Annotated in this window: 18 protein-coding genes; 12 read left to right on the top strand and 6 right to left on the bottom strand. The window is 55.6% G+C overall.

Features of this window, described 5'->3' with window-relative positions:
* Positions 1 to 314 precede the first annotated feature (314 nt).
* The gene (locus tag DXY37_RS13415) at positions 315 to 470 is read right to left on the bottom strand and encodes a hypothetical protein (RefSeq protein ID WP_170951867.1); all 156 of its coding nucleotides are present in this window, start codon (positions 468 to 470) and stop codon (positions 315 to 317) included.
* Between the two features lie 463 nt (positions 471 to 933).
* Entirely contained in the window at positions 934 to 1,251 is a 318-nt protein-coding gene (locus DXY37_RS10960) for a hypothetical protein (RefSeq protein ID WP_067098291.1), read from the bottom strand.
* Between the two features lie 382 nt (positions 1,252 to 1,633).
* Between DXY37_RS10960 and DXY37_RS10955 the strand changes: the two genes are divergently transcribed.
* Positions 1,634 to 1,840, top strand: a complete 207-nt coding sequence (locus DXY37_RS10955; protein WP_115126717.1) for a hypothetical protein — start codon at positions 1,634 to 1,636, stop codon at positions 1,838 to 1,840.
* Positions 1,841 to 1,865: 25 nt separating this feature from the next.
* Positions 1,866 to 2,207 carry a hypothetical protein gene (locus tag DXY37_RS10950; protein ID WP_244277097.1) on the top strand — a complete coding sequence of 114 codons (342 nt, stop codon included), beginning with the start codon at positions 1,866 to 1,868 and terminating at the stop codon, positions 2,205 to 2,207.
* Between the two features lie 117 nt (positions 2,208 to 2,324).
* Here DXY37_RS10950 and DXY37_RS13410 read toward each other — a convergent pair whose 3' ends face one another.
* Together DXY37_RS13410 and DXY37_RS10945 are read right to left on the bottom strand one after the other, a co-directional pair.
* On the bottom strand, positions 2,325 to 2,480 hold the full coding sequence (locus tag DXY37_RS13410; RefSeq protein ID WP_170951866.1) for a hypothetical protein: 156 nt from the start codon (positions 2,478 to 2,480) through the stop codon (positions 2,325 to 2,327).
* Between the two features lie 118 nt (positions 2,481 to 2,598).
* Positions 2,599 to 2,796 (bottom strand): hypothetical protein, encoded by a 198-nt coding sequence (locus tag DXY37_RS10945; protein WP_115126848.1) that lies wholly within the window; start codon positions 2,794 to 2,796, stop codon positions 2,599 to 2,601.
* A 641-nt stretch (positions 2,797 to 3,437) separates the two neighbouring features.
* On the opposite strand from DXY37_RS10945, the gene DXY37_RS13405 reads away from it, so the two are divergent.
* Positions 3,438 to 3,602 (top strand): hypothetical protein, encoded by a 165-nt coding sequence (locus tag DXY37_RS13405; protein ID WP_170951865.1) that lies wholly within the window; start codon positions 3,438 to 3,440, stop codon positions 3,600 to 3,602.
* A gap of 206 nt (positions 3,603 to 3,808) precedes the next feature.
* Here the strand turns inward: DXY37_RS13405 and DXY37_RS10940 are convergent, their stop codons facing one another.
* Positions 3,809 to 4,099, bottom strand: coding sequence for a hypothetical protein (locus tag DXY37_RS10940; RefSeq protein WP_115126715.1), 291 nt, complete (start codon positions 4,097 to 4,099; stop codon positions 3,809 to 3,811).
* 241 nt (positions 4,100 to 4,340) lie between these two features.
* On the opposite strand from DXY37_RS10940, the gene DXY37_RS10935 reads away from it, so the two are divergent.
* The 6 genes from DXY37_RS10935 (at position 4,341) to DXY37_RS10910 (ending at position 8,837) form a co-directional block, all read left to right on the top strand.
* On the top strand, positions 4,341 to 4,538 hold the full coding sequence (locus DXY37_RS10935) for a DUF2256 domain-containing protein (protein ID WP_115126714.1): 198 nt from the start codon (positions 4,341 to 4,343) through the stop codon (positions 4,536 to 4,538).
* Positions 4,539 to 5,141: 603 nt separating this feature from the next.
* A complete protein-coding gene (locus tag DXY37_RS10930; RefSeq protein ID WP_115126713.1) occupies positions 5,142 to 6,176 on the top strand; it encodes a metal ABC transporter substrate-binding protein in 1,035 nt (344 codons plus the stop codon).
* A 2-nt stretch (positions 6,177 to 6,178) separates the two neighbouring features.
* Positions 6,179 to 6,919 (top strand): metal ABC transporter ATP-binding protein, encoded by a 741-nt coding sequence (locus DXY37_RS10925; protein ID WP_115126847.1) that lies wholly within the window; start codon positions 6,179 to 6,181, stop codon positions 6,917 to 6,919.
* 102 nt (positions 6,920 to 7,021) lie between these two features.
* The gene (locus DXY37_RS10920; RefSeq protein ID WP_067098433.1) at positions 7,022 to 7,816 is read left to right on the top strand and encodes a metal ABC transporter permease; all 795 of its coding nucleotides are present in this window, start codon (positions 7,022 to 7,024) and stop codon (positions 7,814 to 7,816) included.
* Between the two features lie 67 nt (positions 7,817 to 7,883).
* The gene (locus tag DXY37_RS10915; RefSeq protein WP_371638131.1) at positions 7,884 to 8,477 is read left to right on the top strand and encodes a hypothetical protein; all 594 of its coding nucleotides are present in this window, start codon (positions 7,884 to 7,886) and stop codon (positions 8,475 to 8,477) included.
* 72 nt (positions 8,478 to 8,549) lie between these two features.
* The gene (locus DXY37_RS10910) at positions 8,550 to 8,837 is read left to right on the top strand and encodes a DUF3721 domain-containing protein (protein ID WP_115126846.1); all 288 of its coding nucleotides are present in this window, start codon (positions 8,550 to 8,552) and stop codon (positions 8,835 to 8,837) included.
* A gap of 39 nt (positions 8,838 to 8,876) precedes the next feature.
* Here DXY37_RS10910 and DXY37_RS10905 read toward each other — a convergent pair whose 3' ends face one another.
* Entirely contained in the window at positions 8,877 to 9,362 is a 486-nt protein-coding gene (locus DXY37_RS10905; protein ID WP_136975595.1) for a hypothetical protein, read from the bottom strand.
* A gap of 170 nt (positions 9,363 to 9,532) precedes the next feature.
* Here DXY37_RS10905 and DXY37_RS10900 point away from each other — a divergent pair, with 170 nt between their 5' ends.
* The 3 genes from DXY37_RS10900 to DXY37_RS10890 are packed head-to-tail and all read left to right on the top strand — an operon-like array spanning position 9,533 to position 12,580.
* Positions 9,533 to 10,492 (top strand): permease, encoded by a 960-nt coding sequence (locus tag DXY37_RS10900; protein WP_115126711.1) that lies wholly within the window; start codon positions 9,533 to 9,535, stop codon positions 10,490 to 10,492.
* A gap of 16 nt (positions 10,493 to 10,508) precedes the next feature.
* A complete protein-coding gene (locus DXY37_RS10895) occupies positions 10,509 to 11,198 on the top strand; it encodes a TIGR03943 family protein (RefSeq protein ID WP_115126845.1) in 690 nt (229 codons plus the stop codon).
* Positions 11,195 to 12,580 (top strand): hypothetical protein, encoded by a 1,386-nt coding sequence (locus tag DXY37_RS10890; RefSeq protein WP_115126710.1) that lies wholly within the window; start codon positions 11,195 to 11,197, stop codon positions 12,578 to 12,580. Before DXY37_RS10895 ends, DXY37_RS10890 begins: the two co-directional genes overlap by 4 nt.
* Positions 12,581 to 12,584: the final 4 nt, after the last annotated feature.

Below are 12,584 nucleotides of genomic sequence, written 5' to 3'. Positions count from 1 at the left end.
TGATCATCGTGCTTAGGGCCAACGGGTTAAGTCATGGGCATCCATGACGTCGGCGCATCAATTCAATTGCTGAAACAATGTGTGACTTATTTAAATGTGGAAACGCCGGTGTTTGATCAGCATCAGTAAACGATGTTGGGTTGCAAGTCTTTGCTCTGGCAGTTGTTCGTCCAGGGGTGGAACTCCGCTCCAGCAAGGCGAACAGAACATATGGCCATGGCGAATCCAATACGTTTCCATCGAGCCTCCAACGGATTGACCACAGATGAGGCATTGAAAAGGCTCGGGCATCATCAACTCAGACCAGCGACCTGTCAGGCGACAGTGCTCTTCTTTGTTGATGACGTCTGTTTAGAATAAGCGTCTTGTTTGGTTGGTGAATCCTCTGGCGACATCGGTGTGCCGAACCAACGCCGCTTGCCGCCGATCACAATGTAATCGTCGTCACTGTTTTGATGCTTGCTTGGCATAGAAACACTTCTGATTGGTTAATCGTTGCGAACCTGTGTTTGATTGCCAGACTCCTTAACCAATTTTCAAATACAGCTGCGCCAGTCGTGATGCCATGGCGTCCCTTCAATCAAGATCTATCGCGATCACCAGGCTCCTCACTGATGCGCTTGGTAGCAATATCAGCACTCCTTGATGGATTCAATGCTGAATAACTCGGCGCTATTCGATTTCTGGGCGTCTCCGCCCCGCATGGATGGTTGCAACTTCTGTGATCTCCTCAATCACCAAGTGCTTTCTCCAGTCTTGTGAGCCATTCAATAATTGATCGAGCTCCTCGGCTGTCATCTTTTTGTCTAGGCCTCCGAGAGTTCCCTTGATCGCGCATTTAATGATGATCTCTTGCTCATACGTCATGATTGGAAGGTTGCTATCTTTAGTCTGCTCAATGAATGAGCATTAGCTTGAGATCTGTCGATTTATTTACCATCTGAATTTTTGAATGGGTTTGGCATCGCCTCGAAGTTTCATTAACTCATCGGCAAAAACAGGTTTGTCAGCGTCTGGTAGATCAAACACGTAGCCGATGTATTGGATTTCTTTCTTCTCGCAGAATCGATTGGTTGTTGCACCCTTGTATTCGATACTCTCGAGGTATCCGCTTGGCTCAAGGGTGAATGCAATGCCTTGGCGAGCCCAGTTTTCGCATGCTTTCTCTGCTTGTAGCACTGACTGATAGTTGTTGTCGCATGCCGTCAAGCTGCTCACTACGAACGCTAGAAAAATTGGAAGAGTTTTCATTGCGTTGAGCTGAGCGTGTGCTTCCTGCAGATCAAGCCTAGTTCTTTGGAAATTCTTGAATGGGATGCCTGTGACTCATGTCTTCTGACCTCTTGGCAAGTCTTATTCCCTTGTCGTTCTTGTCTGTTTCGTCTGACGTTGCGTCGTGTTGTATTGCTGCAGTGAGTGACTGTTGTGTCCAGTTTCGGCAGGCGTGATGCCTTCTTCCCTAGAACGATCTAGGTCTTCTGAGTCTTTGAAGCCTGTCCGTGAGCCAGTCTGATCCATCTATTTTGATGCAGGGATCTCAGGTCTCTTGGGCATCTGCAGCCATCGGGTCACCGTTTGGCCAATGGTTGGTCACACTCCCAGTTGAAACAACCGCTTTCCGTCATGCCAATGGATGTCGATGAACTTGCATGATCCCCGCTGGATCCTGGTTGCTTGGGCTGTTGTGGCTGTTGCTTCTGCACTGCGCTTTTGGCGGCTCACAGGTCCGTTTCGTTCCAAACTGAAGGCTCAGCAGCGGTTGGAATCGCTCGACCCTGATCAGGTGCGCGCCTCACTTGAACGGTCCTGGCTTAAGAGCGACACACGTAACCATCGCTGAATAGCATCAGGGGATGGCCAATTCGATGTCATCTCAGCAGTTGGAGCGGGAGCTGAACCACGCTCGCGAAATGGGTCGCTGGCTGAGTGACGACGAACTTGAGCAGCTTGAGCATGAGCAGCGTTTGATCCGACAGGAGCAGGCGAAGGAGTCGCAAAGACGTCTGAAGCTTGGCCTTTTCACCGTCGTCTGTGTGCTGATTCCGCCCCTTTGGCCTGTTGCTCTGGGGCTGAGCCTTTATCTGCTCTTCCCCCAGACATTCCGTCGACTGCTTTGGTTCGCTGGGGGGAGTGTGTTGTTGCTGGCTCTGTTGGCTGCTGGCGTCAGTCTCACCGTTGTGTCGTTGCTTTGGATGCTGATCAGCTGATCGTTAGAGATAGAGGATCAACCAGGCCAAAGAACATCCCACGAGCAGTGCGACAATGCCCAGGAGAAATCTCCAGAAGCGTGGGTCGTTGGGCTCAAACAAAGATTTTTGGAGTCGTCAGGTCAGCCTGATCGATCCATTGTCAACCTGCTTGAGCAGGTCGCTGCGCAGCTTGAGATCCTGGTCGTCGAGATCCTTCAGCGTGAGCACCGATCGGTAAGCATCCTCGGTGATGCAGCTATGCAGCTTTGCGTTCAGGTAAAGCTCAACCATGGGTGAACCGATCTGAGAAAACCCTAATCGTGCTGGTCAGCCAGTTGTGGGGCTCAGGAGGTTCATTGGACACTGAAAACAGGTGATTTTTAGGCAATGGAGGCCAAGACTGGCGGCATCATCCATTCGGCGCCATGAGTGGAGGCATGTCCTGTTTGAGCACCCAGCAGGTTGCCGCTTTCTGGGTCTGCCAGGCCTGCATGAGTTGTCTGGCTAAGTGACGAAGCTGTTCCGGGTCCTGGGTTGTGTCGAGAGCACGATTGAACTGTTCGATCTGAAATTGCTGCTCGGTGGTGAGTTGGATGCTGCCGTTCATGTCAATCACCAATGCGGGATGGTTGCAAGGTATCGGGATCATTCAAACGTTTTGTTGCAGATCACACGGTTCCCCAGGTTTTTCAGTGATCCCTCGCTTACCGGCCTGGACTGCCGCAAGTGTGGTGTCAGGCTCTGCCAAAGCCCAAAAACACCACCAGGAGGATGACCAGCAAGACCAGCAGGATCACCAGACCGCTTCAGCAAGAGTCATCCACATTCTTTTCATCTCAAGCACAGAGCCATTGTCCTGGAGTTCATGGGCTCGGGTATGTCGGTCGCTGGTTTGAGCACAGCCCTCAGTGGAGAACAAATATGGGGTTGTTGGCAGTCATCAAGGAAAGAGGATTTCGAGCTGACTAGTCACATCCATTGGTCCATGCATTATTCGTCAATTGTTGGCACGAATCAGCGTCGTTAAGCAGATGTCGATCCAGTTCAATGGCTCATAATGAACCTCATTGATTGGTCTGTTTGATCACACTTTCGGGTGAATCATGACCTGTTGTGTCTCAAGTCTTACTGAAACCTTAAGCTCCGCTGAAAAAGAGCTGATTCGGTCTTCATCGCAATCATGGCTTCGTTAGGTTCTAGCCAACTTATGGCTACGAGCCCGCCTCAGTCAGCAAAGGAGCCAATTCCATGGCAAATGAAGAGACCGCGAAGTCCAAAGATTTCATTGTTGTGGGTGGAAGGCGCCGCTGGTTTTCTGTACTGGATCGGGATGAGCGCTTTAGTGAGCTTCAACAACGGGTGATGCAGGAGCGAGACCTTTCCATCCCTGAACGACCTCCAGAAATCAGCTGATAACACTTACTCGAGTTGCAGAGTGCGTTCATCAACCTTCGACAACTACTTCAATGATCCTGATTCGCGAGCGATCAGTGTCAAGACCAATCTGAATTGCAGATCAATGTGAAATGATGTTGCCCTTCTAGCGAGGCTTTTAGTGCCAGACGCAATATCTCAAGCTTTTCACGCTGAACATGAACTTAGGGCTCATCAGCTTTGACTTAGCCAGCCAGCGCGTTGCTGGTTCGTTGACGATGTTGATGGAGTGTGACTCCCGATCTCTCAGGGTTGTTGTGGCCATGTTCATGTGCTCTGGCTAAGACGAAGCGTCGACCAGCCCGGTTGGCATCTTCCACGGACCGGTAATTGCCCACATGGGTGTAATCGAGGCCATCGCTGGTTGCTGACACCGAAAACAGGTTGTTGGTCACGCGCTGAACGCTCCAGTGCATGAAGCAGGACGGTGCCGAATGATGCAGAGCCATGCCACGCCAGAAACCGAATGTGTTCAAACTATGACCAATGCCTGGAGCCAGTTCAGCAGCTTCTTAAATCTCAAATAGGTATTTATTTTTGCTAAAGAATTAACCTTCGATTGGTTGGGGTTTGGTCAATTTTGCGTGATGGTGTTGGCGTCGATCCGGTCTGCGTGGCGGGACGTCATCTGATCAGGTTGGATCAGCGTCTCGAATTGCTGGCCAGTTGCCCTAACTTTTGAGTTGGGTTTGGGCCTTTTCGTGCTCGTTAGCGCTGATGGCTAGGCAGCGAACAGAGCGATCGAGTGTTGTCTCTGGGGTTCGCCCTCGCGATCGCCCCGTGAAAACCTGTCCTGTCTGTGGCAGGCCTTTTCAGTGGCGTAAGAAATGGAAGGACGTCTGGGATGAGGTGCGCTACTGCTCCGAGCGCTGCAGGCGCCAAAAAAAATCCCCGATCACTGATCGGGGAGTCTGAAGCCGGTGATTGAAAGTCCCCAGCACCCGGCTCTGGAATGGGGTAGCGGCGGCTGATGCCGCCTCCCATTCACACTTCTACCAATAGGTCTGGTGTGCGTCTTTGCGCAAGCCCCAGATCTAGTGCCATCGAGCGAGCGGATGGGCTGGTGCGTGGGCCTCTCTGTCGCAGTGTGTCTTCGACCGGCGTTGTCGGCCACTACATGTGGCGTGAGTTCATCGAGTCGTTTTGAGTCGGTGCGCGTAGATCACGTGAATGTGGCTGGAACGATTGATCTGAGTCATCATGTTGTTCGAAGTATTCATTCAGACGGCTCATCTCCGCTGAGATGTATTAATAGAAGTCATGTTTGAGTTTGTCAATGCTCTCATTTTGCCAGTGATGTTGATCGCGCATTGCGCGATTTAACGTCTTATTTGCATCGCAGTGCTATTGAAGTGAAGCCGACGATGCATGATCTGATCGTGGAAGCTATGCACAAGCATGCTCACGATTTTGGTGACTGATTGTATGCTGGCTCGGGCATCATTGCCTGTGCTGTATCTCTTTGTTTGATTGGAAAATCTCAGCTCAATCTCAGGAAAAGTCAGAATCAAATGATGGATGTCATCCCTTAAGGTAGGTATAGAGGTGTCACGCGACGGTGAGCTCGATTTGTTGAAGCGGGGCCTGCCTCTTGTCACTGCCTGGATCAGTCTCTTTTTCATCACGGCTGGCTGCAATAGCTCGACTCGGCTTGGGACTCCCGGTGCGGGGGATCCTTCTCAGGAGGGGCGTGGCTCAGATCGTTCGGCTCAGAGCAGTCGCCCCAAGGTGCTGACGACCTTCACGATCCTCGCTGACATGGCCCGCAATGTTGCTGGCGACAGGCTGCAGGTGGAGTCCATCACCAAGCCCGGGGCGGAGATTCATGGTTATGAATTCACGCCCAGTGATATCGAGCGCGCTGCCGGTGCCGATCTGATTCTTGAAAACGGACTCGGTCTTGAACTCTGGGCCAGGCGTTTCATGGAAGCGGCCGGTGATGTGCCCTCGGTGACGCTCACTAATGGCATTGAACCGCTCTTGATCGGAGAGGACGCCTACGCCGGTCGCCCCAATCCGCATGCGTGGATGTCTCCCAAAGCTGCCCAGCATTACGTCGACCGCTTGGTGGAGGCTTTTTCGACGCTTGATCCCGAGGGTGCGCAGCAATACGAGGCCAATGCAGAGGCATACAAAAGTCGTCTTCAGGAACTGGATGCGGAGCTGCGCAAGAGCTTGAAGGTTCTGCCTGCTGGTCAGCGCCTGCTCGTGACCTGTGAAGGCGCTTTCAGTTATCTGGCGCGCGATTACGACCTTGAAGAGGCCTATCTCTGGCCCGTCAACGCCGAAAGTCAGATCTCACCACGTCGGATGGGCCGGTTGATTGAACGGGTGAAGCGAGATCAGGTCCCTGCCGTGTTCTGTGAAACCACTGTCAGTGACAAGGCCCAGCGCGAGGTTGCCAGGGCATCTGGCAGTCGTTTCGGCGGCAGTTTTTACGTTGATTCCTTGTCGGATCGCAACGGTCCTGCCGCCACCCTGCTTGATCTGCAGCGCCACAATGTGAAACTCATTCGAGCAGGGCTGGGTTCCGCCGCCGATCCAAAGCCATGACGATTCGGATCGCAGCCGATCAGCTCTGCGTTGATTACAACGGCTCTGTCGCGCTTTACGACGCGTCGCTGACGCTGCCTGCCGGTTGCATCTGCGGAATGGTGGGGATGAACGGAGCTGGCAAAACCACCCTGTTCAAGGCACTCACCGGCTTTGTTCGTCCGTCCCGGGGGCAGATCCGCATTAACGGACTCAAGGTGGCTGAAGCTCAGCGGGAGCAGGCTGTGGCCTACGTGCCTCAGAGCGAGGGTATCGATTGCGATTTCCCTGTATCTGTCTGGGATGTGGTGATGATGGGCCGCTATGGCTCGATGAATCTGTTGCGCATTCCTCGCCAGTCCGATCGCCTGGCGGTCCGTAATGCGCTCGAGCGGGTGGAACTGCTGGATTTGAAAGATCGCCCCCTTTCTTCGTTGTCCGGCGGTCAGCGCAAGCGAGCTTTTCTGGCCAGGGCGATTGCCCAGAGAGCTTCTGTGCTGCTGCTCGATGAGCCCTTCTGTGGCGTTGATGTACGCACTGAAAAGCTGATGGCGGAATTGTTTCTGCAATTGCGTAAGCAGTCCTGTTCGATCCTGATCTCGACCCATGACCTCAGTCATGTGCGTGATTTCTGTGATGTGGTGGTGCTGATCAATAAGACCGTGTTGGCCTACGGAGAAACATCGGAGGTCTTCACTCCGGAAAATCTCTCGCAGGCCTTTGGTGGTCTTCCACCTGATGTGCTGCGGGGGCAGACCCAGTGATCTTCACCGTCTGCCGGATGGCCTGTTTGCTGAAACAGCGCAGGGATCAGAGGGGGCACAACATTGCCTGACGTCCTGCTAGAGCCTCTGCGTCATGACTTCATGGTGCGAGCGCTGATGATCAGTGCACTTGTTGGCGGAGTCTGCGGTCTGCTCTCCTGCTACATGACGCTGAAGGGATGGGCCTTGATGGGCGATGCCGTATCCCATGCCGTTCTTCCCGGTGTGGTGTTGGCCTACGCCCTGGGATTGCCTTTTTCCTTGGGAGCCTTTGTGTTCGGTGTGGGATCGGTGGCAACCATCGGTTTCGTGAAGCAGAAGTCGCGCATCAAGGAAGACACGGTGATCGGCCTTGTTTTCACAGGCTTCTTCGCTCTTGGTTTGGTCCTGGTCTCCAAAACGCGCAGCAATATCGATCTCACTCAGATTCTTTTCGGCAACGTGCTGGGGATTTCCGCGGCTGACATCCAGCAGACCTGGATGATCTGCCTCGTCGTTGTTGCGCTGCTGCTGCTGTTCCGACGTGATCTGCTGCTTTTCTGCTTCGATCCCACCCATGCCCGCTCGATCGGGATCAACACCGGTTTTCTTCATTACCTGCTGCTGTCGGTGTTGTCGCTTGCGGCGGTCGCCGGCCTGCAAACCGTTGGCATCATCCTTGTGGTGGCCATGTTGGTGACACCGGGTGCGACGGCTTATCTCCTCACTGATCGCTTTGATCGCATGACCTGGTTGGCGATCGGCAGCAGTGTGCTGTCCAGTCTTCTGGGCGTTTATCTCAGCTACTGGACCGACAGCTCGACGGCTGGCTGCATCGTTTTGGTTCAGACCGGTCTTTTCCTACTGGCGTTCCTGTTGGCGCCGCGTCACGGAATCCTCTGCAGACCGTCCTCCTGAGGCTCGGCCCCGATCGTTTACGCAGCAACGCGCTTTAGCTAAGTAGCGCTTAGTGACGACGCTTTCCATGACTTTGTTGCGACGTTCATCAGTTGCCGCTGCCGCTGTTGCGGTCTCATCCCTTGTTTGTGCGCAGGTTCAGGCCAAGCCTGTGGTTCAGGTGTTCAATACTGCAATCACTGAGGCTGAAGTCGATCAAATCCAACAAGGTTGGTGCGATGGTCTGCTGGCCATCAGTGCCGCCTATCAGAACAGTGGTTACGACGCAGCACGAGCCAAGGCTGCGGCTGTGATTGATGCGGCTTATGCCTTCAACTACGGGCCTGTGGCCTTTAAGCCCACCTATGGCACTGGCGCAGGAACCTTCCGCAGCACGAGGGATGGCGCGTTGGCTTACTTCGTGGGACCCGACCCTTCAATCCCCCTCTTCCGCGATAAAAAGCTGGGTTTCGCCACCTACCGCCATTGGGTCAAATGCGTCATCAAAGACGACGTGGTGCAGCTGTTTGGTAACACCGCTAACACCATGGGTCAGGTGATCCTCACCGACTCCAGCGGGCAGTCCGCAGAGCCTGAGAAGACGTGGACCTTCCTGCGTGAAATCGATGGCTCGGTTCGCATCGTGCTGCATCACTCCTCAGCACCATTTGATGCCCGCTAGTTCGTAAAGGGGGTGCCAATGTCTGGGCTGATGTTGGAGAATGGGACAAACACATCTGCGTTGTCCAGCCTGATGCTCCTCTCCAACCGATCCGTCGTTCAGGGTTCCCTGGCCGCACTGGCCGCACTCACGCTCGTGGGAGCACAATCGGCCCGGGCCCACCATGTCCCTGGCGACGACCACACCGGCACCCTGCTGTCTGGTCAGTCCACGACCAAGACCACTGCACAGGGCAAAAAAGCCATGTTCAGCACCCAAGCTGCGGCAGAAGCCGCTGCCCCAGGCTTCAATTGCACAGGAGCCCACAAGATGGGCAACCAGTGGATGCCTTGTTCATCTCATGGCCACGGCGCTCACTGACCGGTCTTGCCTTCCGATCAGTCGTGCTGATTCAGGCCGTCAAAGCAGTGATGGCCTGAGCCGGCTTGGTCGGTAGCTGAGCAGAAATTTCTGATCTTCGGCTCTCACCGCCGTGATGCAGTCGTCTTCTGTATTCCAGATCCAGACCTGTTGCGGGGCCTGATCTGTGTGTTTGATTGTTGTGCTCACAGGAGACCCATATCGGGTTCTGAGCCCTGCCAGCACTTCTGTCATTGAATTGCTGGGCAAGCTGTACACCAGTTGTTCCAGCCCTTGATTGCCAAAGCGCAGATCCAGCTGTTCAACAGGTATTTCACCGATGTGCTGGTTACTGACGCGATAAATCGCTGACGAATCTGCGTCCAGGGAACGGGCTGTTTCCAGAGACACCTCCAGGCGCTGTTCAACGCTGGAGCTGTCCATACCCCACTGCAAACCTGGAATGCAGGCCATGGCCTGTCCGGGAGACCAGAGCACGGCGGCTGCAATCAGCAAACTCAGTACCCATTGCAGCGAGCGTCGCACTATGAATTCCAAGACGACGTCTTTCTTCGGACGTTAGTGGTGATGGATGCGGATGTCTGTTCTCTGCTTCTGGTTCACCTGCCAAGCAGAGTGATGTCGACATCGCTGACGTTGCTTCCTACGTTGAGCAGCAAACAACAAACGGTTGGAGCTGAAGTGCTCAGGGCTGAATGACGCGTGTCGCAACCGGTTGGGCCATTTTTCAAGGCCTGCTGATCGAGGCACTTCCCTTTTTGATGTTGGGAGTCACCATCGCCGGCCTCGCTCGCTGGCTGGTTCCCCAGTCGGCCTGGGTTCGTCGTCTGCCACGAAATCCCCTGCTCGCACCAATCGTTGGAGCCTTGCTCGGGTTTGCGCTCCCGGCCTGTGAATGCGGCAATGTGCCGGTGGCTCGTCGCCTCCTAGCCAGCGGCGCTCCTCTCGGTACGGGATTCGGCTTCCTTTTCGCAGCGCCGGTTCTCAACCCCATTGTTCTGGCCAGCACCTGGGCGGCATTTCCAGATCAAACCTGGTTGCTTTGGGCCAGGCCTGCTGGGGCCTTTGTGATTGCACTGGCTTTGAGCGCTCTGCTGGGGCTGATTCCTGAATCCCGTCTGCTTCAGGCTGCACTGCTGGAAGAGCGCAGGCTCAGTCAGCCCCTGTCGAGCATCGGGTTGCTCGAGCGCCGCACAGGACTGGTCGGAGCAGGTCCGGCCAAGCCTGCAATGCCAGCCCAATCAACGGCCCTTTTACCGCGTGAACTTCTCTCCCACAGCACCCGGGAATTCCTCGGCCTGCTCACGTTGTTGGTGCTCGGCAGTGCTCTGGCCGCCGTGGTGCAAACCTGGCTGCCGCGCAGTTGGCTGCTGGCACTTGGTAGTGCGCCAACGCTGTCGGTGCTTGCGTTGATGCTGCTGGCGTTGGTGGTCTCGGTGTGTTCGAGTGTGGACGCTTTTCTGGCACTGGGTTTTGCCGCCCAGGTCACGCCAGGAGCATTACTGGCTTTCCTGTTGCTTGGACCGGTCGTTGATCTCAAACTGGCCGGATTGTTTACCGTTCTGCTCACGCCACGAGCCATTGCAATCACAGCGCTGTCTGCATCACTGATGGTTTTGCTGATTGGCCAGTGGGTGAATCTGATTCAGCTCTGATGTGGTGTCTGCTGCGATGAGATCCTTGCGTCACCTGCGTCGGGCAGCTGTTCTCCCCCCTCTGGTGCTCACCCTCTGGGGTTGGGTGCTGGTGTGGAGCAGCCTGTCTTCCCGGTTGGATCTGCTGCTGAATGCGGCCTTTCATCCTGTGGTCGCCGTTGCCGGTGTGGTGCTGATGCTGGTTGGACTGATCCAGCTGCGGCTGGCTGGTCGACGTCGACTGCCTGTTGCTCCACTCGGCTGGCTGTTGTCCGCAGTAGTGGCGTTGTTGATCTTGCTTCTGCCTCCCCGACCATCGTTCAGTGACCTTGCCGCGAGCCGTCCGGACAGTCTTCCGGCGGCACCGAGTCTGAGTTTTTTCCTTCCTCCGGAGCAGCGCACACTGACGGAGTGGGTGCGGCTGCTTCGCAGTCAACCCGACCCGGAGTTGCATGCAGGAGATCCGGTGCGGATCAGTGGTTTTGTTCTGGATCGACCTGGTGAACCCTTGCAGTTGGCTCGCTTGACAGTGCGTTGCTGCCTCGCGGATGCAACGCCAGCCGGCCTGCCCGTGGACTGGCCAGCTGAGGCGAATCCTCAGGCGGACCAATGGTTTTCGATCGAGGGGACGATGATTGTGCAGGAGCGGAATGGGGTTCCGGTCAGTGTGGTGAAGCCGACTCAGATGACACTGATACCAAGGCCTGAGCGCCCGCTCGAGCCATGACCACGCAGGCCTCATCGGCAAGGCCGCGGCTGTTGCTTGGAAGCCTTGCGGCTCTGGCCGGACTGGCTGTTGTGCAGCAACAGATCCTGCTGCGACGACCACCTTGGCTTCAATCCGTGGCCATTCAGCCCTTGCGTTCCGGAGCCGCTGCGCTGGATGTGATCTTCAGCAGACCGATGGATCGCGACACCGTCGCAGCCAGTTCATTGGCTCCGGATCTTCCTCACAGCTGGTTTGGTCGACAGGATCGTCTGCGGCTTCTGGTGGACTCCGGCCAACCGATTACGGGGCCTCTGCGTCTGGAACTGATTGGTCAGGATCTGCGGCAGTTGCCCCTCAAGAAGCAAATGGTCTGGTGGAATCCCAGGCCCCACCTGCTTGCGGTGGTGCCCAGCGGAGAGGGAGAACGCTTGAAGCTGCGCCTGCGAGACGGACGATGGCAGTCGCTTGCACCGGTGCAGCAACGCATTCTGCAGATTGAACCTCTGGGCAATGGCTCTGGTGTTGCACTGGTCAGCGACGACAGTGAGGCACGGCAGCGGGTGCTGCTGCGTCAACTGGATCAACAGGCTCTGAGCATCCATGAGCAAGGTCTTGGTGATCCAGTGCTGGGCAGCCTTGAGGAGCTGGAGTCCGGAGACTCGGGATCGCTGCTGTTTGCTCATCTGAGTAGCAATCAACTGGGTGAATTGCTGGTTCAGCTCGGGGGGTTTGAGCCAGATAGTGATCGCGTCTGGATTCAATCCAGAGGCAAATCACGCCGGCTCCTGGATTTGAAGGCCAGTGGTCCTCTGCGTCTACTCCCTGATGGCAACGGACTGGTGTTGCCGTCTTACGACGGTTTGGAGTTGCTGCCCTTCAATCCTTCCCTGGATGGAGGATCAAGGCAGTCACTGCCTGGAAGTCGGGAGGTTAAAGCCTTCTGCTCCGGCTCCGGGCGCGCTTTGTTAGTGCGTCACTGGCCTGACTACCGCCGATCCCTGGAGCTGGTGATTCCGGCCCGGCCTCCACAACAGGTTTGGCTGGGTGAGGCGGGGGTGATGGCGGCGGCCTGCGATAACGGTGGCGAGCGCCTCTGGCTGGTGTTGCGGGAAGCCGGCCTGCGCACCGAGGACGTGCTCCTGCAGCTCGATAGCGAAGGGCAAGAGATCCGTCGACGCTCCCTGGGGCCATGGCGTTTGAGCTCAGGGTCGGAACTCGACTACGACCCGGTGAGTGATCAATTGCTGACTGTGCTTCAGAAGCCTGCGGCCGACAACGGACGGATTGCTTTGATCTCCGGCAGCACACTCAACCTTGAGGTGCTGGAGCAACCGGCGGTACTGGCGCGTTGGCTGCCGGCCGGAGGAGCATTGACTGACTTTTCAAAGCCATCTCGATAAGTTG

This window comes from Synechococcus sp. GEYO (assembly GCF_900473955.1).
Taxonomy (GTDB): Bacteria; Cyanobacteriota; Cyanobacteriia; order PCC-6307; family Cyanobiaceae; genus Synechococcus_C.
This window is presented reverse-complemented; position numbering and strand designations above follow the sequence as displayed.

Coding starts and splice junctions, on each gene's coding strand:
- DXY37_RS13410 (WP_170951866.1), bottom strand. CDS start 2,480: ATGGTTGAGCTTTACCTGAACGCAAAGCTGCATAGCTGCATCACCGAG.
- DXY37_RS10900 (WP_115126711.1), top strand. CDS start 9,533: ATGACGCGTGTCGCAACCGGTTGGGCCATTTTTCAAGGCCTGCTGATC.
- DXY37_RS10915 (WP_371638131.1), top strand. CDS start 7,884: ATGACTTTGTTGCGACGTTCATCAGTTGCCGCTGCCGCTGTTGCGGTC.
- DXY37_RS10895 (WP_115126845.1), top strand. CDS start 10,509: ATGAGATCCTTGCGTCACCTGCGTCGGGCAGCTGTTCTCCCCCCTCTG.
- DXY37_RS10955 (WP_115126717.1), top strand. CDS start 1,634: ATGTCGATGAACTTGCATGATCCCCGCTGGATCCTGGTTGCTTGGGCT.
- DXY37_RS10930 (WP_115126713.1), top strand. CDS start 5,142: ATGTCATCCCTTAAGGTAGGTATAGAGGTGTCACGCGACGGTGAGCTC.
- DXY37_RS10920 (WP_067098433.1), top strand. CDS start 7,022: ATGGTGCGAGCGCTGATGATCAGTGCACTTGTTGGCGGAGTCTGCGGT.
- DXY37_RS10960 (WP_067098291.1), bottom strand. CDS start 1,251: ATGAAAACTCTTCCAATTTTTCTAGCGTTCGTAGTGAGCAGCTTGACG.
- DXY37_RS10890 (WP_115126710.1), top strand. CDS start 11,195: ATGACCACGCAGGCCTCATCGGCAAGGCCGCGGCTGTTGCTTGGAAGC.
- DXY37_RS10935 (WP_115126714.1), top strand. CDS start 4,341: ATGGCTAGGCAGCGAACAGAGCGATCGAGTGTTGTCTCTGGGGTTCGC.
- DXY37_RS13405 (WP_170951865.1), top strand. CDS start 3,438: ATGGCAAATGAAGAGACCGCGAAGTCCAAAGATTTCATTGTTGTGGGT.
- DXY37_RS10950 (WP_244277097.1), top strand. CDS start 1,866: ATGTCATCTCAGCAGTTGGAGCGGGAGCTGAACCACGCTCGCGAAATG.
- DXY37_RS13415 (WP_170951867.1), bottom strand. CDS start 470: ATGCCAAGCAAGCATCAAAACAGTGACGACGATTACATTGTGATCGGC.
- DXY37_RS10910 (WP_115126846.1), top strand. CDS start 8,550: ATGCTCCTCTCCAACCGATCCGTCGTTCAGGGTTCCCTGGCCGCACTG.
- DXY37_RS10945 (WP_115126848.1), bottom strand. CDS start 2,796: ATGAACGGCAGCATCCAACTCACCACCGAGCAGCAATTTCAGATCGAA.